This is a genomic window from Vibrio sp. VGrn 2, from assembly GCF_009361695.1.
Lineage (GTDB): Bacteria > Pseudomonadota > Gammaproteobacteria > Enterobacterales > Vibrionaceae > Vibrio > Vibrio diabolicus.
Window position 1 is genome coordinate 173,105 of the sequence record NZ_RBWD01000009.1, and the last position, 20,206, is coordinate 193,310.

A 20,206-nucleotide genomic window follows, 5' to 3' on the forward strand; every position below is an offset into this window, starting at 1 on the left:
TATTGGGAGTTATTGATTTTTATCGAGACTTATTGAATCGAAATAGCACAACATTAGGTAGCAAAAGAGGGCTTGTTACGGATTTGTAGTGACAGGTCGGAACTAAGAAGTTTTAGACGTGGATATCGAGTAAGCTGCCAATGACTTCATTGTTTTTCTCAATGACGGATGCACCCACTCGGTTGTAACCTGCAGCTTGCGTAAGGTTGATGAGTGATTCAACTTTTTGAGAGGGGAGGCTAGGAGTTGAAGCGGTTATTGCGACATCTGCCACTTTAGCCAAATCGATGTTGTGAGAAGCGATCTCTTCTTTCACTTTACTTAAATTATCATTAATGCCATGCGCGGCTTTTTCAGCCATCTGCTGTGACATATGAAGAATTTGGTGCCCAGATTGAATTCCTGATACAGGCATATCACCACCCCCAATACTATGCTAATGAGAGCATAGGTGGAGTTTATAAAACGTTCAAGTGTTTTATATCAATGATTTGATTAAGCAAACAGTTTGGAAAGCATTTCTCGCTCTTCAACAGAAAGTACTGGGTTTTGCGTTTTGTTTAACTTTACGCTTATCTCACCCTGTAATGATTTCAACTGACTCGCCGTTAAATCGCTGAGCTTTTGTTTAAGTTCATTAAATTGTTGTGCGTTCATCTCAATACCCTCGTTGTAATTCGGTTTATCCTTCATTTCCCGAAATTCTTCGTCCTTTGGATACAACATATTTATTCAACCTAGACAGATTAGAATTTGATCGATTGCTTTTTGTCCGAATATTGTCAAGGTGTGTTAAGTGATACGTCAGATTTTTCCTATGAAGGTACATAATTACCCACTTTGGGGTAGATAGAAAAGTAGAAAGAAAAAAGGAAGCGACAATCCGCTTCCCTTTTATATGCGTGTGTTACTAGTTAACCCTCACTGCAAACTTACTGGCGAGTGAATGTAGCTCTGGGAGCATGCGATAGATAAGGTGAAGTTGCTGCAATACCATGCGAGCGGAACTATCATCTTCATCTCGCCACTCATTCAAGCGTTGCTCAAGTCCCGCGTCGTCAATATTAGATAAATCGCACTCTTCGCAATGCTGGTGAAGCTGTTTATGGAGAACGTCTAAATGCTGATGAATACAGCGGTGTGCATCTAAAACGAGCTTATGAATTGACTCATCTTCAATGCGAGTTCGGTGCGCACCAAGAGCAGAAATATAGTTCAGCATTGCGTGATTTAACGTTAAGAAGCGGAAGCTCTCATCAACGGCAGCACGATATTTACCAGGTTCCGCTAGCATTGTACTGATGGCAGAAGAAAGTGAGGCATCACTGTTATGGGCTTGACGACGAGCAATGCGATAGCTCAAGTTGTCCTTTTTACCAATTCGATACTGACCAATGATCTGATCGAGATACTGTTTGTTAGCATCTATCGCATCCGACATGACTTTGTGCAGCCTTCTCGATTGCCAATCTGGCAAAATAACCAGTACGGCTCCTACAGCAAGCACACACCCGATGAGGGTATCAGCCAGTCGAGGAAGCACAACCGCGTAACCTTCACCTAACTGGTTGAATAAGAAGAGGACCAGTAGTGTGATAAATCCGGTTGCGTATCCGTAATTGTTCATCCGAAAGGCGAAAAACATCACGCCAGAAATAACGATGAATACTAACTGGCTTTCTTGAGAAGGGAAGAAAGTCAGTAATGGTACGCCAATTAACAAGCCGGCTAATGTGCCTATGACTCGCGCTGTCAGTTTTTGACGTGTTGCGCTGTAGTTCGGCTGACACACGAAGAGAGTGGTTAAGAGTATCCAGTAACCTCGGTCGATGTTGAATACTTGAATGATTCCATAACCAATCGTCAAGGCAATCGACATACGCAATGCGTGTCGAAACAGCATCGAATCTTTGTGTAAATTCGCGGATATACGCTGCCACATGGCTTTTAATGTGTGCGGGTTAGTATCGGCGAGCGTATCTTCCTCTAGGCCCTCGACATCTGGGTTGTTAATGTTATTCAGTTGCTTTTCTACCGTCGCTAAGTTATTGAATAAATATGTTAACTGCATTAGCAGACGTTTCCAGTGTCCTTGCTTTTGTTCTTCTAAGTAAGCAAGTGAATTTTGCACTTCAGCTAAGGCCAAGATGGACTGATCGGTATGTGAGTATTCATTCCCTAGCTGAATCGCTAATGCAATATCACGACACGCTTGGGCTTGAGATTCCAAAAGATATTTAAAGCGAAACAGCACATCAGAACGTTCAAATTCAGTTGCTAAATCTTGATAGCGGTAATGGCTAGAGCTGACTCGTTCGTGGATGTCTTGAGCGATGAAGTAGATATTTAAGAATCGGTCACTAGGACCATCAATGTGGCCGCGTTTCGAGCGGTTTAGTAATGTGGCTTTGCAAGCGTTTAGCGCCATCACCGTCGCTGCGTTGCACTTTGCGGCTTCAATCCGAAGTGGCTGTGGCGTTAGGTTGGTGACAGGGTGAAAAAGCTTGGCTTTCGCATCGAGATAATTTGCCATTTGAAAGAACACATTGGCTAAGCTTTGTTGCACAGGCTGAAGAGGCCAAAATATCTGCCAAATCATCGACATGAAGTAATACCAAGCCGCACCAGTTAAAAGCAGTAGTGGCTGAAACCAAATGTTAGTACTTTCATGCGCACCAAGCATGGTGTAAATGGCGATCAGCAAAGAGCCAAAAGCAATGCTCGCGTATTTAGGACCTATCGCTCCAAGAATGATAAAACCAAAGGTTGAGATAAATAACCCTAATGCAAATGCCCAAGGGGTGTCGAACAAGATTTCAATTGAGAAAGCGGCGAGCGCAAAACAGAGAAAGGTCAGAATCAGCGCCTTGATTCGCCCTGTGAAACTATCATCACTCTCTGCCAAAGCAGCAGCAATAACGCCCAATATTAGCGGCGTGATCAGCGTGTTTTGCTCGAAGTACCAAGTCGGGATAACCACACCCAGTAAGGTGATTAGGATAAGAACGCTGTAATTTATGGTCTTGTTTGCCCAATAGAGCCGAAATTTAGAAGTTGCTTGCACAATGCGCCTTATGTTTCCGATGAAGAACGGGGGAATACTACCAAACCCACTATAGCGCGTTTATGATTTACTTTAAGAAAAATTCGTTGTTGTCGATAAAATCAACAGGGATGTCATTGACTTATACTAAAGCAGCCTCGCAATGTGTCTATAATTATAAAGTCAGCTTCAAATAGAATGAGCTTTAGGTTACTAAATCGACAGTAATGTGAATTTTATTAAAGAATAAAAGAAGATGCTTACTTAGGTGCTCGCCATTGCTACAATTTGGCGCCTTAAAATGATATAAATCGACAACTTCTAAATTAAAAGGCGCACGTTTCATGCAGCTCACTGCCACTAGCAAAGCACAGTTTTTTATTCAAAATGAGTACCATCACGTCGAAATAAAAGAGAACAGTGTTTTATTAAGCTCAATAGGCAGTGAAGAACATATTCCTTTTACGATCTGGAATGGCAAAGTTAGCGTAAAGCGTGGGTTGTTATGGAGCTCTTTGCAGTTTTTTGCTCATGAGCACGAAGGCAAACAACAAAGTTGGCTAGTACAAGGGCTACCGTGGCCACAATGCCGTAAGTTTGCTCTTGAAGCTGTTCGTCAGTATCAAGAATGGCACAATACTCAGTGCCGAAAACTGGCTGAGTATCTACCTAAGTGGGAAGAAGAGCTCTACAAACTTAAGCATCTTCCTGCCTATCTATCGCACTCTCAAGTGGTCTCCTGGGTGGAAAGTCTTAACCAAGAGTTAAGCGAAATGAAAACCACTCTAGAAGAAGCCAAAATGCGGATGCCGAATCGCATGGCGGAAATAGAACCTTGGCTTATTGATACGTCTGCGACGCTTGGTGAGCGTAATCGTGATTGGCTTGAGGAAGAACGTCCGAATTGGGAAGTGCTGTTTAATCGCATAGAATCTTCGCCTTTAAACTTATCCCAGCAATATGCGGTGTTGCTTAACGATGATCACAACTTAGTCCTTGCTGGCGCAGGCTCTGGCAAAACCAGTGTTTTAACGGCTCGAGTTGCATACTTGTTGCAAAGCCACCAGGCTCAAGCAAAAGAGTTGCTTATGCTGGCTTTCGGTCGTGATGCCGCGACTGAAATGAAAGAGCGTTTAGTGGATAAAGTAGGCATGGCAGCAGACGGTGTGCGTGTGAATACGTTCCATCAACTAGGCTTATATATACTCAATCAAGTTGAGCAACAGCCTGTTGAGATCAGTCCGTTGGCGTTAGATGACAACCAGCGAACAGCATGGTGTGTAGATTGGCTGAAAAAGCATTGGATGACGCCTACTAACTTTAAACGTTGGCAAAAACATTTAGACAAATGGCCGATTGCCTATTTAAAAGGGGACGATGAGTTAGGAAGTCACTCAGAAAACCCAAAACTGATCGCGTGGCTAGACTCTCAGTTGTCTCACTTAGCTGCGGTAGGGCTAACCAAAAAGCAAGTGCAAGAAAAGTTGGTAAATCACCAAGACTATACTCGTTTAAACAGCGAACTCGCCTTGTGTTGGCCATGTTTTACGGCGTGGCAGAAAATGCTTAAAGAAAGCAATCAAGTGGATTTCCCTACCATGATCAGTCGTGCGACAGATTATGTAAATAAAGGGAAATTTGTCTCCCCATGGCGCTTCATTATGGTCGATGAGTACCAAGATATCTCTCCAGACCGTTTAGCACTGATTGAAGCACTGTGTGAATCCACACAGAAACAAGCGGGTGCGACGTTGTTTGCGGTTGGTGATGACTGGCAGGCCATCTATCAGTTTGCTGGTGCGGACGTCGATCTTATCACTGGGTTTAAAGAGCGCTTTGCTCACTCTACCGTTCATCACCTAGATACGACTTATCGTTTCAACAATCAGATTGGTGATGTGGCAAACACTTTTGTTCAGCAAAACCCATCGCAATTGCCGAAAACACTAAATAGCCACAAGCAACGTAAGCAGAAGAGTGTGCATACCGCACCGAGCAACCAAGTTGAAAAGATCTTGGATCAATTGAATCAACAAGCCAAGCAAACCAAGTCAGTCTTATTGTTAGGACGTAATCATTATCACAAGCCCGACTTGTATGACGATTGGTTGCGACGTTTTCCTAATCTCGATATTTGTTTTATGACTTGCCATGCGAGCAAAGGGCGAGAGGCTGATTTTGTCATTATTCTTTCTGTGGATGAAGGGCAGTTCCCTGCGAAGAAGAAACAAATTCACATTGATGGTGCATTGACCGAGTCTAAAGACAAATTCCCTCACGCAGAAGAGCGCAGGCTGTTTTACGTGGCGATTACGCGTGCGAAAGAGAAGGTTTGGATTACGCACACTGGCGCTGGGTCCGCATTTGTTCAAGAGCTCGTCAATGGCGATTATCCGATCATCACTTCGCGTTGAAGGCGGATTTCTGAATTTTAGAAACAATAAAGGCGATACTCAGTATCGCCTTTACGTTATTCGGTTGGAATCAAAGCTTACATGCGTTCAGCAAGATACGCTTCGTAATCCGGTACTTCAATATCCACTTCTTGCTCAAGAAGAGGGGAGTTAAACAAGAACTTAGCGGTGGCTCGGTTCGTTGCCACAGGAATATTCCAAACGCTAGCAATACGAAGAAGCGCTTTAACGTCTGGGTCGTGAGGTACGGCGTTTAGCGGATCCCAGAAGAAAACGAGAACGTCGATTTTGCCTTCTGAAATGAGCGCGCCAAGTTGTTGGTCACCGCCCATTGGGCCACTGATCATGCTCTTAATCGCCAGTCCAGTTTCTTTGCTCAACATGTGTCCGGTTGTGCCAGTCGCGTAAAGAAAGTGACTCTGCAGTTTTTCTTTGTTTTCTTTTACCCAGCGAAGTAGCTCAGGTTTGCAGTTGTCATGGGCAACCAAAGCCACATGTTTGTGGGTTGGCATGGTACGAATGGTTTTTTGCATCAAGATGTTTCCGTTTATATGATTTTAAAATTGTTGTTATTCAATAGAACACGTTTTTTGTCTTTCAATCAACAGCCTTAACACGGAATGTCGGCCTATATTCTGACGGAGATAACGATTCTTCGATCGTATCGTCATGAAGTGTCTTCGGAGTCAGTGGTTTGATCGTTGGGGAGGCATGTTTGTCATACTCTTTGCCCCTTAAGTAATGCGCTGCTTGCATGACGGAAAGCCTGCCTTGCTGTACCATTTTATCTGTTGGTGCGAAGAGCACTTTGTTACGCAATAGTCCTCGGTAAACACCATGACTTAAGTACACCGAAACCAAACCGATCTCCTCAGCTTTGCCTGCGCTACGCAGTTCACTGATAGCGGCTTCAATCGCAACCGCGCTGCCAACGATATAATCTATATTTCCCATATCAATCACACGCTGAACCAGGTTACGCTGTAACTCTTTGTCGTTGTCTGCCCAAAACGAGTCAACGATGTTGATATCACTTCCTTGGATCGCTTCATAAAACCCGGCAGTCACGGGCTTCGTACCTCCACGAGTACGCGGCCCCAAAAGTAAGGCAATGTTTGTTTTTCCTGATCCCTTTGGGTGGCGAGCAGCCAGATATTTTCCTGCTTCGTATCCCATCCAGTGCCAGTCAACACCGACCGTACCTTTTAACAGCTCACTTTGCTCTTCATCCAGATCGAGTTGGTTCACAGTAGCAAAGACAGGAATGTTTCCGACCCAATTCTTAAGCGAATGTTCATAGGCCTGTGGGTCCACTGTCCCAAGGACAATCGCATCTGCTCCCCATTGGCTGCACAGTGCGAGTTGTTGCTCTTGACGCGTTTTGTTTGGGTAGCCACCCGCTTCAAGGACTCTCAGCTCGACGCCTTCTTTTTTCGCTTCGGACACCATTCCATAGTTTACTGATAACCAGTATGAATCCTTTAGGTGAGGGTAAATGGCACATACTTTTTCTGCTGCAACCACTGGTAAAGAAGCGACAAGGGCTAATGTGACTGCAGAATGTTTGAAAATTGTGCGAAATGCGTGTTGATTTTTAACCATGAAATGAAGTTCGTTGGCATAGATTAAGTAAACACTGCAAAATATAACGTAATATGTCGCTGAACACGAACATTAAGGTCATGAAAATATGTTGCTAGCAACCGCAAGCATCGGTCGTAAACTCTTGTTGTCTTTCATTGCGATGGCAATGCTGGTTATGTTATCGGCACTTATTGGTGTGTCTGGATTTTCTTTAGTTGCCAAGACGGAAAGAAATGTCGTGGATTCTGCAATTCCCGCCATGATTGAAGCGAGGCAAGTCTCTGAGTTGAGTACTCGCATCATTTCGTCTGTACAACTGTTATCAAACGCAAGAAACGAGCAGGAAAGAAAAGAGTCTGGGCGTGTGCTTTTCGAACAGCTCGAATCATTGCTTACTCATATCAAAGAGCTGGGGAGTGAGTCGTTTGATTCTCAATTGCTAGAAGATCTCGAGAATAACGTCCAGAACGTTATCGACAACTTGGCAGAACTTGGTGTTTCGGTTGAAAGAAAGCTGTGGCTGGCAAAAGAGATTGATACTCGTGTCGAAGAGATGCGCTTACTGAGTGAAGAGTTGGAACAGCTAACTCGCACGCAAGTTCAGAACACGAGCACCATTGCCGTTGCTAACGTCACACATATCTATGACTTATTAGAATCGAATAAAAAATCGCAAGTTTATCAGGCACTAGATGCGCTGGTGGAAGTGGATCTAGATCTGACAGAGCGATTGCATGAGCTGCACTTATTGGCTTTTAAAATGCTGAATCAAATTGAAGAAGCTCGCACATTAACCAATATTGAGCGAATCCAGCAGGTGCAAAGTGATTTTGAAAGTAATCTCAAAATCATGAAGCGCCGTGTGCTTGCCGTAGAAGATCCCACTCGCTCTAAACAAATGAGCCAACTACTAACAGAGCTCGGTAAGCGTCAGGTCGTGTTCACTATTTTGATGCAGCAGTATGAGAATAACGAACAATCTCAACAACTGATGCAAAAGACACTGGAATTGTTTTCGGAGCTGAATGGTACCGTAAACAAATTGGTTGATGATTCAAACAAAACAACAACCGTCGCTGTGGATGAATTGACGAGCACGCTGAAATTCGCTCAGTGGTCTCTAACGGTGATTTCAATTGTTGGTTTGATTGTGTTGGTGCTGATTTTATGGCGTGTTGTATACCTTTCTGTGGTTAAGCGATTGGCAGAGTACTCTGCTGCGCTGCTTTCTGTGGCGCAGGGTAACTTAGCCGTCGAGCTGGAGGTAAAAGGCAAAGATGAGCTAGCGCATATGGGGCAAGCTATCATCACGGCTCGAAATACAGCGCAAGCGCTAAAAGTGGTCGCAGAGGGAGAAGCTCAAGCCAAGCGAGAGCTCGAAGAGCACAAAGAGCATTTGGAAGAGCTCGTTGAGCAACGCACTTCACAGTTAAAACAAGCGAACCGCCGTTTGAATGAAGAGGTTTTGAATCACGCGAAAGCTCGTAAGCAAGCAGAGCAAGCGAGTCGAGCTAAATCAGCATTCTTGGCGACCATGAGCCATGAGATCAGAACGCCGATGAATGGAGTGCTCGGAACAGCACGTCTGTTGATTGACTCCGGCCTCAACCCTATTCAAAAGCGTTATGCGGAAATCATCAACCGCAGTGGTAAAACGTTGCTCGCGATTCTGAATGATGTGCTGGACTACTCCAAGATTGAAGCAGGGCATTTAGAGATTCGCCACATGGGCTTCGATTTACACCAAATGGTTGAAGACACTTTCCAGTTAATGAACAGCCGAGCTCAAGAGAAGAAGCTGTTGTTTTCCTATCATATTGAAAGTGATGTAAGTCGCTATTGGAAAGGGGATGTCACCAGAATCAGTCAAGTGCTTAACAACCTTGTCGGAAACGCGATTAAATTTACTGACGAAGGTGAAATTGATATCTACGTTAGCCTCAACCCAGAGGATGAGTCGCAAGTCCTATTTGAAGTATCAGACACCGGGATAGGTATTGCCAAAAAAGATCAGAGAACGTTGTTTGATGCCTTCACGCAAGCCGAAGGTGGGATGAGTCAAACTGGAGGAACGGGGCTTGGCTTGGCCATCAGTAAACGAATCATTGAAGCGATGGGCGGTATTTTAGAAGTCGATTCTGAAGAAGGAGATGGCAGTCGATTCTGGTTTTCCATTCCATTAGAGGAAAGTGAGCCTGTTGAAACCGGTGCAGTGGCAACCGCGCGCTGCAAAGTGAAAGCGAAAGTCTTGTTGGTAGAAGACAATGAAGTAAACCGAGTGGTTGCGGAAGGCTTTTTAGAAAGCATGGGCCACCAGGTCGTGATGGCAGAAAACGGCTCACAGGCAGAGCAACTGATCAGCACGCAGGATTTTGATATCGCTTTAGTCGACATCAACTTGCCAGACTGTGATGGAACCGAGTTAATCCAACGTTTAAAACAAATTGAATGTAACAAACCAGCCAATAAAGCCCTTGCTGCTACGCCTATGATCGCAGTGTCTGCGCACGTTTTTGCCGAAGAAGTTGAGCGCTATTTAGCTGCAGGTTTTGACGGGTATTTACCTAAACCATTGGCAAAAGAAGCTCTAGCGGCATTGATTCAGGACGTGCTGGATGGAAAACCGTTGTTGTTGCCACAAAATGCCGACTGTACCCCGTTTGATCAAACTTCGCCTCAAGAACAAGCGATACAATCAAAGGTTGTTCAAGTCCCTAAAACAGAGGAATCAGATGTGGTCATCATTAACCCGAGCGTGATTGAGTCCGATATGAAAATCTTGGGCAGAGAGAAGATGTTGCACATCATTAATCTGTTTAGAACGACCAGTGCCGATGTACTAAGCAAGCTGCAAGCGTCTGCTGGTGGTAATGACAGTAAAGAAGTGAAGAACCTTGCTCACAAACTAAAAGGCAGCGCAGGGAGTTTAGGGCTTACGGCATTAATGAACTCTTGCCAAGCAATTGAAGCTGCGCCTCAACCTTTAGAAACCTATATGGCGACTAAAGATCAATTGGCGTCTCAAGTGTCTGAATCAATTCAAGCTCTTGATGAGTTGATGGCGAAGTAAATCAATTGCATCCCAAAAACAAAAACCTCCGGCAAGCCGGAGGTTTTTTCTATTCGGTCATGTCATCTTCCCACTCGAATCGAGTGTCTAGGGCATAAGGGTCGTCATCAAAAGGATGCTCCACTTTGCCACGCAAGTATTCGAGTTGATGCTCAAGCATGTTGACCGTTTCGTAGTCTCCCTCAGAACAAGCAACGTAAATCTGTTGTTCAAGAGCGGCAATGTTATCTCGGATACCCATGAGAACCCCCTTAAATCATCATCGATTCTCAAAACGATTATAGTCAAGTAATCCAAATTCGATCGGTTGTTTTGTACGGTACCAATTGTGCAGACGATCGCTAAACGGCCAGAATTTTTCTGAGCTTCTGCGAATCGCAAAATTATCCAACAACTTAACGTAATCGGATTCATTTTGGATGGCACTAAATTGATCGACAAATTCTTTTACTTGATTTTCGTTGATCGAGAAAAATGCCGCTGGGTAGCTTCCCACAACGCCACGTACGATGGTCATATCATCGTTAGCAAAGTCGCGGTTGCTTTCTTCATCAAACAAGCTAGAAATATTCGTGTGTGCATTATTGTGAAGTAGGGTGAATAACTCATCTTTTCCAGACTGGCTTCTCACCATAAGCATGGTGATTTGCGGAACGGTTTTCAGGCCTTCTCCACGAACTTGGCCAATACGTTGGAGCTGTTTTTCACTTTGAGCAGAAAGCTCAGTATCTTTAACCTCGTAGCGCGGAAGAAGAACATCTGAAACTCGTTCTCTAAGCAACTCGACTAACTCTGTTTTTGGATCGTCAGTTTTGTACTCGACGCTGGTTGGTTGGTTAAATGGCTTCACGTTGCGTTGTAAAAAGTCACTTAACTGTGGACTTTGATCTTTATACCAGCTTGATTGCAGTTCATGACGCATGTCGGTTGGCAGCAAAGATATAAAGTTACTTTCGCCTTCCAGACGCAAGAAGTCCATGAACATTCGTGTCATGAGTTGGTGGCCGAAGTTGCCGTACACATCAAACCCAGCAACGAGCAAATAGTGGATGCGTTCTAGCAACGCGTAGTCAAGAATCCATACCGTTTTCGGCTGCTCGCCAACTAACCCTTGTACGACAGATGCGCTGTCAAAGTGGCGGAAAATCGTTAATGCCGCATTGTGGTTGGTGCCATTACCGTCCCAAATTACGTCGGTGGATAGGTTTTCGCCTTCCTTAAACCAGTTATTGGTAAATTCAGACTTGGCTTCTAGGTAGCGAGCTTGCTGACGCGCGTATTTAACCCAGTTGGTAACAGGTAGCGTGTTGCTTTCCTGCTCTGCTGGCAGTCTTAGGTTATCAGCCTGAGAGCGGTAAAACTCATTTACTTCAGGGATATCTGCTTTATCTGGATCTAGAAAGAATATCCAAAAGCGATCATTGATAACATTCAGTGCAAGTTGGCCACGACAAACAGGCCCTTTAATGTAAGCCATGATCGTGTTTTGCGCATTGTCCAACATAAACTTAAAGCGTGATTTAACCGGAAGATCGATAAATGATGTCATCGGGTTTGCAGCAACTTCAGGTTCATAACTCGGTAGTTGATTAACTGTGTAATCAGCATCGATAAACCATGTGTTCCAGTTTTCAATACGTTGCTTGTTTAACGCGAACGGCATGTGTGTTTTATCTACAATCGTCCCTTGTTCTGGAATAATTCGATAAAACACGCGCTCAACCCCGGGATCATCGTACGGGCGACGTGTTGAAATACGTTTTACTGGTTGCCCCGGTGGAGTAGAAGAACGAACTAATGTAAAGAATCGAGGATCTTCAGTGAGCTCTGAAAAGTAGAGGTGAGACAAAAACAAATGCTCGTAAATATAGCGAGCCATCAGTTGATTTTTTAGATCAGCGCGATTGAGCAAAGTTTCATACTTGTCGATTTGAGCTTGCTCTTGTTCACTAATTGGTTGGTGAACGTTCATTATCGCGCCGTTTTCCAGCCAAGTCATCAGTGTGTGGTATTCACTGTTTGATAGGTTTGGCATACCAAAAGGCATTCCCCAGGTTGGGTTATCTTTTTCGTACTGTTCGTACTCTTCAATTGTTGGACAGGTTTGTTCTCGGTCTATCGAAAAATCAAAACCTTCTAACTGGACTTGATCAGGCAGCGGGTGGCGTTCTTTTTGTTGTAGCAAACGTGCAATGAGGCCTGCATCAATGTTGGCCGCCATGCTCTGATCACGTTCGTTAAGTACCGGATGAAAACCCGCATCGCGCCACTCTTGGGTTGTTTCTGCATCTTCGAATAAGCGTGTTGGCGCGGCGGCAGTAAGTCTTGTTCCTTCATATACCAGTGCTTTGCTCGCGCCACGGTCAATACCCTCAACGGAAGAAAGCTTAAGCTGACATGGTGCATCGTAGCACGCATGACAGACGACACAGCGGTTATCCATAATGGGTTTGACTTCGCTTTGGAAGAAGTTTGCTTGAGGTGTAGCTACGTCCGCCGTACGTTCACGAACGAGCTGTGGACCAAACAGTTGGTCATAGTTAAGGCCCGCATAGGTTGCACAGCCAGCAAACAATGTAGCAATGCAAAGTATAAAAATTAAGCGCAAATTCATTGAGTTATTTTACGTGATTAGAATTTGCATTAATTAAAGCAAAATAAGCGGTCAATTACCAAAAGTTGGAGCAATTCGCCGCGATTTCTTTACTTTTTCGCATGCTTAAATACATAACCTTGTCGATGAACGGTCTGAATTCGATCCGCGTTAATCCCTTCGCTAACCAGTCGTTTTCTTATTCTACTAATGTGCATATCGAGTGCGCGGTCATGCTCTGAGAACGTGCGCTTCAGTACCGTTTCATAAAGGAAAGGTTTGCTAAGTACTTGATCTTGATAATGAGTCAGAGTACGGAGCAGCTCGAATTGAACGCTTGTAAGCTGAACTAACTTTTTGTCTGGCGGACGATTTATCATCACAGTATGGCTGTGCTTGTCCAGTACGAGCTCATATTCATTATTGAGACCGTTATCGGAAGCTGCCGTCTTAGGAGCAGACGAAAGGGTAGACTCAAACATATTGGCATTTTAATTATTAATGATAGTAAAAACTATTATCATTAATGTTGGCGTGAAATCAATGCTGTACTTTATTTGTAATGCAATATGTCGGAGTCATATCAAAATTCTGATATGGAAGAAATAACTCTACGAGGGAACGAGCACCAATTTAAATCGCCAAATCAATAAGTACTACCACAATTTCTAAAGTAAATAATCAGCTATTTTGGGGACTAGAGCAGCTGTTAATGTCTCTAAAGTTCTTATTTCTAAGATTCGCTTATCCACTATTTCTAGACTATACATTCTGTTGCAGGAAGCTCTTTTCTAATACACACAGAGGTTTATATGACAGCGAAATATGGCGTAAAACGTCGATTAGCGATTCTTGCCGCCGCCTTAATTGGCGCGACAAGTAGCAGTATCGCGGCAGAGAAACCTAACATTCTCGTCATTTGGGGTGATGATATTGGCCAGTCCAATCTCAGTGCTTACACCTTCGGCTTGATGGGATACAAAACACCAAACATAGACAGCATCGCGAAAGAGGGCATGATGTTCACGGATTATTACGGTGAACAATCTTGTACTGCGGGCCGTTCTACTTTTATCACCGGCCAGACCGTCCTTAGAACGGGTTTAAGTAAAGTAGGGCTTCCTGGCGCGGATCTTGGCTTGAAGGAAGAAGATGCCACCATTGCCGAAATGTTGAAGCCGATGGGCTATATGACGGGTCAATTTGGTAAAAATCATTTAGGCGACAAAGACGAACACCTGCCTACTAACCACGGCTTCGATGAATTTTTTGGCAACCTTTATCACTTGAACGCCGAGGAAGAACCAGAAAACGTCGATTACCCTAAAGATCCAGAGTTTCGTAAAAAGTTTGGTCCACGAGGCGTTATTCGCTCGTACGCTGACGGCAAAATCGAGGACACCGGACCTCTGACTCGCAAGCGTATGGAAACCGTGGATGAAGAGACGTTGGATGCGGCTCTCGATTTTATGGATCGTGCCGTCAAAGCTGAAAAACCTTTCTTCGTTTGGTGGAACGCAACGCGTATGCATTTCCGCACCCACGTGAAAGAAGAGAATTCGGGAAAAACAGGCATCAGTGAGTATGCAGATGGCATGGTCGAGCATGATAATCATGTCGGCCAACTACTGAAAAAAGTGGACGATTTGGGCATAAAAGACAACACGATAGTCTTTTATTCAACCGATAATGGTCCACACATGAACTCGTGGCCAGATGCAGGTACAACGCCATTCCGTGGAGAGAAAAATACTAACTGGGAAGGTGCGTATCGAGTCCCTGCGATGGTACGTTGGCCGGGTAAAATTAAAGCTGGCTCTGTCTCGAATGATATCATGCACCATATGGACTGGATGCCAACTTTCGTTGCTGCCGCGGGTGATGACAGTATCAAAGAGAAATTACTCAAAGGCTATAGTGCGAATGGTAAGAAATTCAAAGTGCATCTCGATGGTTACAACTTCCTGCCATATTTAACTGGCAAAGAAGAGAAAGCACCGCGTGAAGAGATTTTTTACTTCTCGGATGATGGAGACTTAACCGCACTTCGTTATAACAAGTGGAAACTGGTTTTCATGGAGCAACGAGCAAAAGGTACGCTGCGCATTTGGGCGGAACCATTCACCACACTTCGAGTTCCTAAGATCTTCAACTTACGTATGGACCCTTACGAAGTGGCTGATATCACTTCCAACACCTACTATGATTGGATGTTAGACCGTGCTTACATGCTGGTTCCTGCACAAGCTTACGTAGGCAGATTCCTCGAAACGTTTAAAGAGTTTCCACCAAGGCAAAAAGCGGCAAGCTTCTCGCTCGATCAAGTGATGGAGAAATTAAAAGAGAACCCAAATAAGTAGGCTAGTGCTACGTAAGCAATACCATGCAACCATATAGAAAAGAGGCTCATATGAGCCTCTTTTTTCCGTCTAATAAAAGCTTTCAGAGCAACGAATGGCAAAGAAAATGCGAATCAACAAGGCCTACAAGGAAACTGGCTCGTAGTGCGCAGCCGTTAAGTTCGCTTTAATTTTTTCACGTAGCGCAATATGAGCAGGGTTGTTCATCTCTCGCTTGTGGTAAACAAACTTGTAAGGGATAGCGCATATAGAAATAGGGCATTGCAGAACTTGAAGCTTAAGGGCTTTACTCCATTTGTTTGCAAAAGATTGAGACACTAAGCCTAAACAATCGCGTTGCGCGACGTACAACGCCATACCAGCAAGCGAAGATGTGATCAAATCGACTTTTCTCTCTTGAATAGTTTCTTGGGATAGCTGTTCAAAACCGCTCATGTTGTTCCATTTCCCTGAAAACAAACAGTGAGTTTCCTCATAAAACTGTTCTTTTGAGAGCGAGCCTTGCACGCGGGGATGATTCTCACGACAGATAATCACCGCCTCTTCTTCGTAGGCATCTTCAATAATAAATGCGGCATCTTTTGTGATAACAGTATCAATGACAAGATCGACTTTTTGTTGTCTTAGAAGCTCAAATAATAAGAACTTTTCGGGTGGTGATTCATAAAAAATAGTGTTCTTTATCGGGTCCATAATGTGCAATAAAATTTCGGAACAACACACTTCAAAATGATTCTTATCGGATATCGCATTATCAATGATATTAACCGCTTGCTGGAATTGCGGTAGCAGTTGATAAGCGGTGGATGTTAGTGCAATACCTCGCCCTTTTTTGACAAATAATTGCTTATCGACCACTTGTTCTAAACGCTTTATTGCAGCGCTCACAGCGGGTTGTGTAAGCCCCAATTGTTCCGCGGCTTTCGTATAAGATTGGAACTCCGCGACAACAAGAAAAGTTTGGATCAAATTCAAGTCCATAACGTTACTCATAAATTTAATTTATAGGTTAACTAATTCTGACTGCATTTATCGCCTGAAATTAGTGCTTTATCTTATATCAACAATGGTATTGAAAAGCGAATACCATTTTTACGCACTAGCGAACTCTTGGAGATAATATGAAAAATGCGACCAAAACGAGCAGTAAAAAACTCGTACTTAACGCATGTACGTTAGCATTAGGCGCTGCATCTGCAGTTGCACACGCAGCGGACAAACCCAACATTCTTGTCATCTTTGGTGATGATGTTGGTTACTGGAACCTTAGTACCTACAACCAAGGCATGATGGCGTACAACACGCCGAACATCGATAGCATTGCTAAAGAAGGTGCGAAGTTCACTAACTTCTACGCACAGCAAAGTTCGACAGCAGGCCGTTCTGCATTCATTACTGGTCAAATGCCAAAACGTACTGGTCTATCAAAAGTGGGCTTACCAGGCGCTCCGCAAGGTATCTCGGAAAAAGATCCAACGATTGCAACCGTGCTTAAGCAAATGGGTTATGCAACCGGACAATTTGGTAAGAACCATTTAGGCGACCGAGACGAACACCTTCCTACCAACCACGGTTTTGATGAGTTTTTCGGCAACCTATATCACTTGAACGCGGAAGAAGAGCCAGAGAACGTGGATTATCCTAAAGATCCAGAGTTCAAGAAGAAATTTGGCCCTCGTGGCGTAATCCACTCTTACGCTGACGGTAAAATTGAAGATACCGGTCCACTTACGCGTAAGCGTATGGAAAATGTTGACGGTGAATTCCTTGATGCTGCGGAAACCTTCATAGAAAAACAAGTAAAAGCGGATAAGCCGTTCTTTACTTGGTTTAACACCACTCGCATGCACAACTTCACGCATGTTCCTGAAGAATACAAAGGTAAAACAGGTGCTGGTTTCTACGCGGATGGTGTTAAGCAGCACGATGATCAAATCGGTCAGCTACTTAATAAGATCAAAGAGTTGGGTGTGGATGACAATACAATCATTGTTTACACCACTGACAACGGTCCTATGGTTGATTTGTGGCCTGATGCAGGGATGACACCATTCCGCTCTGAGAAAAACACTGGCTGGGAAGGCAGTTTCCGTGTGCCGATGTTGATTAAATGGCCAGGAAACATCGAAGCAGGTAAAACGTTCAACGGCATGATGTCATTAGAGGACTTCTTCCCGACATTGGTTGCTGCAGCGGGTGACACCAAAGTTAAAGATGAATTACTAAAAGGCAAGAAAGTTGGTGATATGGACTATAAAGTTCACCTAGATGGTTATAACCAACTGCCATATCTAACGGGTAAATCAGACAAATCTGCTCGTAATGAGTTCGTTTACTGGAGCGATGACGGCGATCTTGTGGCATTACGCCAAGGAAAGTACAAGTTCCACTTTATGATTCAAGAGAATGAAACGGGCATGGATGTATGGCGCAAGCCGTTTACTAAACTTCGTGTTCCATTGATCTTCGACTTGAGTATCGACCCATTCGAACGTGGTGACCAAGGTATGGGTTACTCTCGTTGGATGTACGAGCGTTCATTCCTAATGATGCCAGCGGTAGAGAAAGTGAAAGAGGTAATGGGTACGTTTAAAGAGTTCCCACCTCGCATGGAAGCAGGTTCATTCGTACCTAAGTCTTCTAAGTAATAAAGAACATCGATAATCCATAGCGCTTTTCGGAGCGCTATATACCCAAATAGCTTCACTCTTGTGGTACAAAGCTCACGAGGTTATTTGGGTATATTTAATAGTGAGAAACGTATGAGTAAGATTTCCCCTCGCCATTCTACTACCATGCCTATTGTTCCTCTTAAAACGGCGTCTAAATCACCGGTTCCGGAGGCGTACGACCGTCGATTCCATGTGATGGCAAAGCCAGGCGGAGCAAAATGCAATATTGATTGTCAGTACTGCTTTTATCTGCATAAAGAAAATCTACTGCACCAAGAAAAGCAGCCAAAAATGGACGACGCAACATTGGAAGCGTTCGTGAAAAGCTACATCGAAAGTCAGGATGGCGAAGAAATTGTGTTCTCATGGCAGGGGGGGGAGCCAACGCTGCTTGGGTTGGACTATTTCCGCAATGTCGTAGCTCTGCAAAAGAAACATCAGCCGAAAGGCGTTCGCATTGAAAACGACCTTCAGACCAACGGCATTTTGCTAAACGATGAGTGGTGTGCGTTTTTAAAAGAACACAACTTCCTAGTTGGCTTATCGATTGATGGGCCACGAGAGCTACACGACAAATATCGCAAAACCCGCAGCGGTAAGCCGACGTTTGATCTGGTGATGAAAGCGGTAGATAAGCTCCAAGCGCATGGCGTGAAATTCAACGCGTTGGTGACGGTGAATCGTCACAATGCGAAATACCCGCTCGAAGTGTATCGATTTTTAACCCAAGAATTGGGTGTGACATACATTCAGTTTGCACCGGTGGTTGAAGCGAGCGACTTCCAAACAACCGCACCGCAGTTTTGGAACGAACAGATGATCCCAACCAAAGGCAGTGATCTGGCAAAACCGGGTCATCCAATGTCTGTTGTGACGGATTGGTCGGTTGATCCTGAAGACTGGGGACGCTTTTTAATGGCGACCTTTGAAGAGTGGGTGAATAACGATCTTGGCCGTGTACTGGTTAACCTGTTTGAAACCGCGGTAGCGCAAGTAATGGGGAAACCTTCCCAACTTTGCGTGACAGCTGAGTTTTGTGGCAAAGGCTTGGCGATTGAGCACAATGGCGACGTGTTCAGTTGCGACCACTATGTGTACCCAGAATACAAACTCGCCAACATTCATGAACACTCATTGAATGACATGGCCTTCTCTACACGACAATACACCTTTGGCATGGCAAAACGCGAATCTTTGCCGGCGTATTGTAAGCAGTGTCCCTACTTGACTTATTGCTGGGGCGAGTGTCCGAAAAACCGTCTGATCAAAACGCCGAATGGCGAGGCTGGACTAAACTATCTGTGTTCGGGAATCAAAATGTTCTTTGATTACTCGTTACCGATGTTGGTTGGTCTTGCGCAGCTTCTCCAATCTGAAGAACCGCAAAGATAACATAGTGAATATAACCTTAAGTTATTTCATTTGTTCTTATACTTAACTATTGAAAAGACGGCTTAAACCACTGAAAAGGTACCCTATGAACCACGCACAACAAGCGATAAAAGAACTCATCGAACAAACAGAAAAAAGCGTCATTGGACAAAGCCACGTGGTTCGAGCTTTAGTCATCGGGTTATTAACGAACGGGCACATTCTTCTAGAAGGTTTGCCGGGAACGGCAAAAACACGTTCTGTAAAATCGTTGGCCAACTTGTTAAACACCAGTTTTGGTCGAATCCAGTTTACGCCGGACCTTTTGCCATCGGACGTGACGGGAACCGAGGTTTATCAAGAGTTGGATGGCAAGCCGCAACTCCATTTTCAGCCAGGGCCAATTTTTAACAGCATAGTGCTTGCCGATGAGGTCAACCGTGCGCCAGCCAAAGTACAAGCAGCACTGCTTGAAGCCATGGCCGAAGGCACAATCACGGTAGGTGATAAAACTCACGTATTGCCAGACTTGTTTATGGTGCTTGCAACGCAAAACCCAGTAGAACAAGAGGGCACGTATCCGCTGCCAGAAGCACAAATGGACCGTTTTATCATGAAGGTTACCGTCGATTACCCAGAAGATGAAGCCGAACGTAACATCATTCGTTTGGTGCGCAGTGAAGAATTAGGCGCGGAAACCAGCAGCGAAATTATTACGCCAAAACACATCGAACCTAACGTGGTGCTAGAAGCACGTCGTCAACTACCTGATATTGTTGTGTCAGATCTAGTGGAAAACTACATCGTCGCGTTAGTGATGGCGACTCGTAAGCCAGAGCGTTATGCCGATTCAAACTTAGCAAAATGGATTGAGATTGGCTCTAGTCCCCGTGCTTCCATCGCACTAGACAAATGCGCTCGTGCGTATGCGTGGATGCAAGGACGTGACCATGTCACTCCTGACGATGTGCGAGCCATGGTTCCGTCTGTACTGGGCCACCGTTTTTCTTTGACCTACGATGCAATAGCAGACGGAGTCGATCACCAACGCGTCGTGCAAGAGCTGCTAGATTGTGTAGAAATTGGGTAAGCGGGAGGC

Annotated in this window: 15 protein-coding genes; 6 read left to right on the top strand and 9 right to left on the bottom strand. The window is 44.5% G+C overall.

What is annotated here, in order from left to right:
* Positions 1 to 112: 112 nt before the first annotated feature.
* The 3 genes from D8S93_RS15910 to yccS all read right to left on the bottom strand — a co-directional run bounded on the left by D8S93_RS15910 (position 113) and on the right by yccS (position 3,064).
* Complete coding sequence (locus tag D8S93_RS15910; protein ID WP_134645595.1) at positions 113 to 415, bottom strand: hypothetical protein; 303 nt, start codon at positions 413 to 415, stop codon at positions 113 to 115.
* A gap of 80 nt (positions 416 to 495) precedes the next feature.
* Positions 496 to 726, bottom strand: coding sequence for a hypothetical protein (locus D8S93_RS15915; RefSeq protein WP_041853076.1), 231 nt, complete (start codon positions 724 to 726; stop codon positions 496 to 498).
* Positions 727 to 910: 184 nt separating this feature from the next.
* Positions 911 to 3,064 carry a YccS family putative transporter gene (gene yccS / locus D8S93_RS15920; RefSeq protein WP_005396670.1) on the bottom strand — a complete coding sequence of 718 codons (2,154 nt, stop codon included), beginning with the start codon at positions 3,062 to 3,064 and terminating at the stop codon, positions 911 to 913.
* A gap of 323 nt (positions 3,065 to 3,387) precedes the next feature.
* Here yccS and helD point away from each other — a divergent pair, with 323 nt between their 5' ends.
* The gene (helD, locus tag D8S93_RS15925) at positions 3,388 to 5,457 is read left to right on the top strand and encodes a DNA helicase IV (RefSeq protein ID WP_152814210.1); all 2,070 of its coding nucleotides are present in this window, start codon (positions 3,388 to 3,390) and stop codon (positions 5,455 to 5,457) included.
* 77 nt (positions 5,458 to 5,534) lie between these two features.
* On the opposite strand, the gene D8S93_RS15930 is transcribed toward helD, so the two are convergent.
* Both D8S93_RS15930 and torT read right to left on the bottom strand, forming a co-directional pair.
* A complete protein-coding gene (locus tag D8S93_RS15930; RefSeq protein ID WP_005376571.1) occupies positions 5,535 to 5,990 on the bottom strand; it encodes a methylglyoxal synthase in 456 nt (151 codons plus the stop codon).
* Positions 5,991 to 6,054: 64 nt separating this feature from the next.
* Positions 6,055 to 7,104: a TMAO reductase system periplasmic protein TorT gene (torT, locus tag D8S93_RS15935; protein WP_082244885.1), complete on the bottom strand. Its 1,050-nt coding sequence runs from the start codon at positions 7,102 to 7,104 to the stop codon at positions 6,055 to 6,057.
* 43 nt (positions 7,105 to 7,147) lie between these two features.
* On the opposite strand from torT, the gene torS reads away from it, so the two are divergent.
* Positions 7,148 to 10,111 carry a TMAO reductase system sensor histidine kinase/response regulator TorS gene (gene torS / locus D8S93_RS15940; protein WP_152814212.1) on the top strand — a complete coding sequence of 988 codons (2,964 nt, stop codon included), beginning with the start codon at positions 7,148 to 7,150 and terminating at the stop codon, positions 10,109 to 10,111.
* A 49-nt stretch (positions 10,112 to 10,160) separates the two neighbouring features.
* Here the strand turns inward: torS and D8S93_RS15945 are convergent, their stop codons facing one another.
* From D8S93_RS15945 to D8S93_RS15955, 3 genes are all read right to left on the bottom strand, one after another.
* Positions 10,161 to 10,352: a hypothetical protein gene (locus tag D8S93_RS15945; protein WP_005376565.1), complete on the bottom strand. Its 192-nt coding sequence runs from the start codon at positions 10,350 to 10,352 to the stop codon at positions 10,161 to 10,163.
* A gap of 18 nt (positions 10,353 to 10,370) precedes the next feature.
* Entirely contained in the window at positions 10,371 to 12,725 is a 2,355-nt protein-coding gene (locus D8S93_RS15950; protein WP_031780574.1) for a fatty acid cis/trans isomerase, read from the bottom strand.
* 89 nt (positions 12,726 to 12,814) lie between these two features.
* Positions 12,815 to 13,186: a winged helix-turn-helix domain-containing protein gene (locus D8S93_RS15955; protein WP_227483998.1), complete on the bottom strand. Its 372-nt coding sequence runs from the start codon at positions 13,184 to 13,186 to the stop codon at positions 12,815 to 12,817.
* 330 nt (positions 13,187 to 13,516) lie between these two features.
* Between D8S93_RS15955 and D8S93_RS15960 the strand changes: the two genes are divergently transcribed.
* Complete coding sequence (locus D8S93_RS15960) at positions 13,517 to 15,064, top strand: arylsulfatase (protein WP_046875994.1); 1,548 nt, start codon at positions 13,517 to 13,519, stop codon at positions 15,062 to 15,064.
* A gap of 123 nt (positions 15,065 to 15,187) precedes the next feature.
* Here D8S93_RS15960 and D8S93_RS15965 read toward each other — a convergent pair whose 3' ends face one another.
* Positions 15,188 to 16,057: a LysR family transcriptional regulator gene (locus tag D8S93_RS15965; protein ID WP_046875995.1), complete on the bottom strand. Its 870-nt coding sequence runs from the start codon at positions 16,055 to 16,057 to the stop codon at positions 15,188 to 15,190.
* Positions 16,058 to 16,185: 128 nt separating this feature from the next.
* On the opposite strand from D8S93_RS15965, the gene D8S93_RS15970 reads away from it, so the two are divergent.
* The 3 genes from D8S93_RS15970 (at position 16,186) to D8S93_RS15980 (ending at position 20,197) form a co-directional block, all read left to right on the top strand.
* A complete protein-coding gene (locus tag D8S93_RS15970) occupies positions 16,186 to 17,712 on the top strand; it encodes an arylsulfatase (protein WP_047008268.1) in 1,527 nt (508 codons plus the stop codon).
* A gap of 114 nt (positions 17,713 to 17,826) precedes the next feature.
* On the top strand, positions 17,827 to 19,128 hold the full coding sequence (locus D8S93_RS15975) for an anaerobic sulfatase maturase (protein WP_152814214.1): 1,302 nt from the start codon (positions 17,827 to 17,829) through the stop codon (positions 19,126 to 19,128).
* Positions 19,129 to 19,213: 85 nt separating this feature from the next.
* Positions 19,214 to 20,197, top strand: coding sequence for an AAA family ATPase (locus D8S93_RS15980; RefSeq protein ID WP_152814216.1), 984 nt, complete (start codon positions 19,214 to 19,216; stop codon positions 20,195 to 20,197).
* The last annotated feature ends 9 nt before the right edge of the window (positions 20,198 to 20,206 follow it).

Coding starts and splice junctions, on each gene's coding strand:
- D8S93_RS15980 (WP_152814216.1), top strand. CDS start 19,214: ATGAACCACGCACAACAAGCGATAAAAGAACTCATCGAACAAACAGAA.
- D8S93_RS15955 (WP_227483998.1), bottom strand. CDS start 13,186: ATGTTTGAGTCTACCCTTTCGTCTGCTCCTAAGACGGCAGCTTCCGAT.
- D8S93_RS15930 (WP_005376571.1), bottom strand. CDS start 5,990: ATGCAAAAAACCATTCGTACCATGCCAACCCACAAACATGTGGCTTTG.
- D8S93_RS15960 (WP_046875994.1), top strand. CDS start 13,517: ATGACAGCGAAATATGGCGTAAAACGTCGATTAGCGATTCTTGCCGCC.
- D8S93_RS15945 (WP_005376565.1), bottom strand. CDS start 10,352: ATGGGTATCCGAGATAACATTGCCGCTCTTGAACAACAGATTTACGTT.
- D8S93_RS15915 (WP_041853076.1), bottom strand. CDS start 726: ATGTTGTATCCAAAGGACGAAGAATTTCGGGAAATGAAGGATAAACCG.
- helD (WP_152814210.1), top strand. CDS start 3,388: ATGCAGCTCACTGCCACTAGCAAAGCACAGTTTTTTATTCAAAATGAG.
- D8S93_RS15965 (WP_046875995.1), bottom strand. CDS start 16,057: ATGAGTAACGTTATGGACTTGAATTTGATCCAAACTTTTCTTGTTGTC.
- torS (WP_152814212.1), top strand. CDS start 7,148: ATGTTGCTAGCAACCGCAAGCATCGGTCGTAAACTCTTGTTGTCTTTC.
- D8S93_RS15975 (WP_152814214.1), top strand. CDS start 17,827: ATGAGTAAGATTTCCCCTCGCCATTCTACTACCATGCCTATTGTTCCT.
- D8S93_RS15950 (WP_031780574.1), bottom strand. CDS start 12,725: ATGAATTTGCGCTTAATTTTTATACTTTGCATTGCTACATTGTTTGCT.
- D8S93_RS15910 (WP_134645595.1), bottom strand. CDS start 415: ATGCCTGTATCAGGAATTCAATCTGGGCACCAAATTCTTCATATGTCA.
- D8S93_RS15970 (WP_047008268.1), top strand. CDS start 16,186: ATGAAAAATGCGACCAAAACGAGCAGTAAAAAACTCGTACTTAACGCA.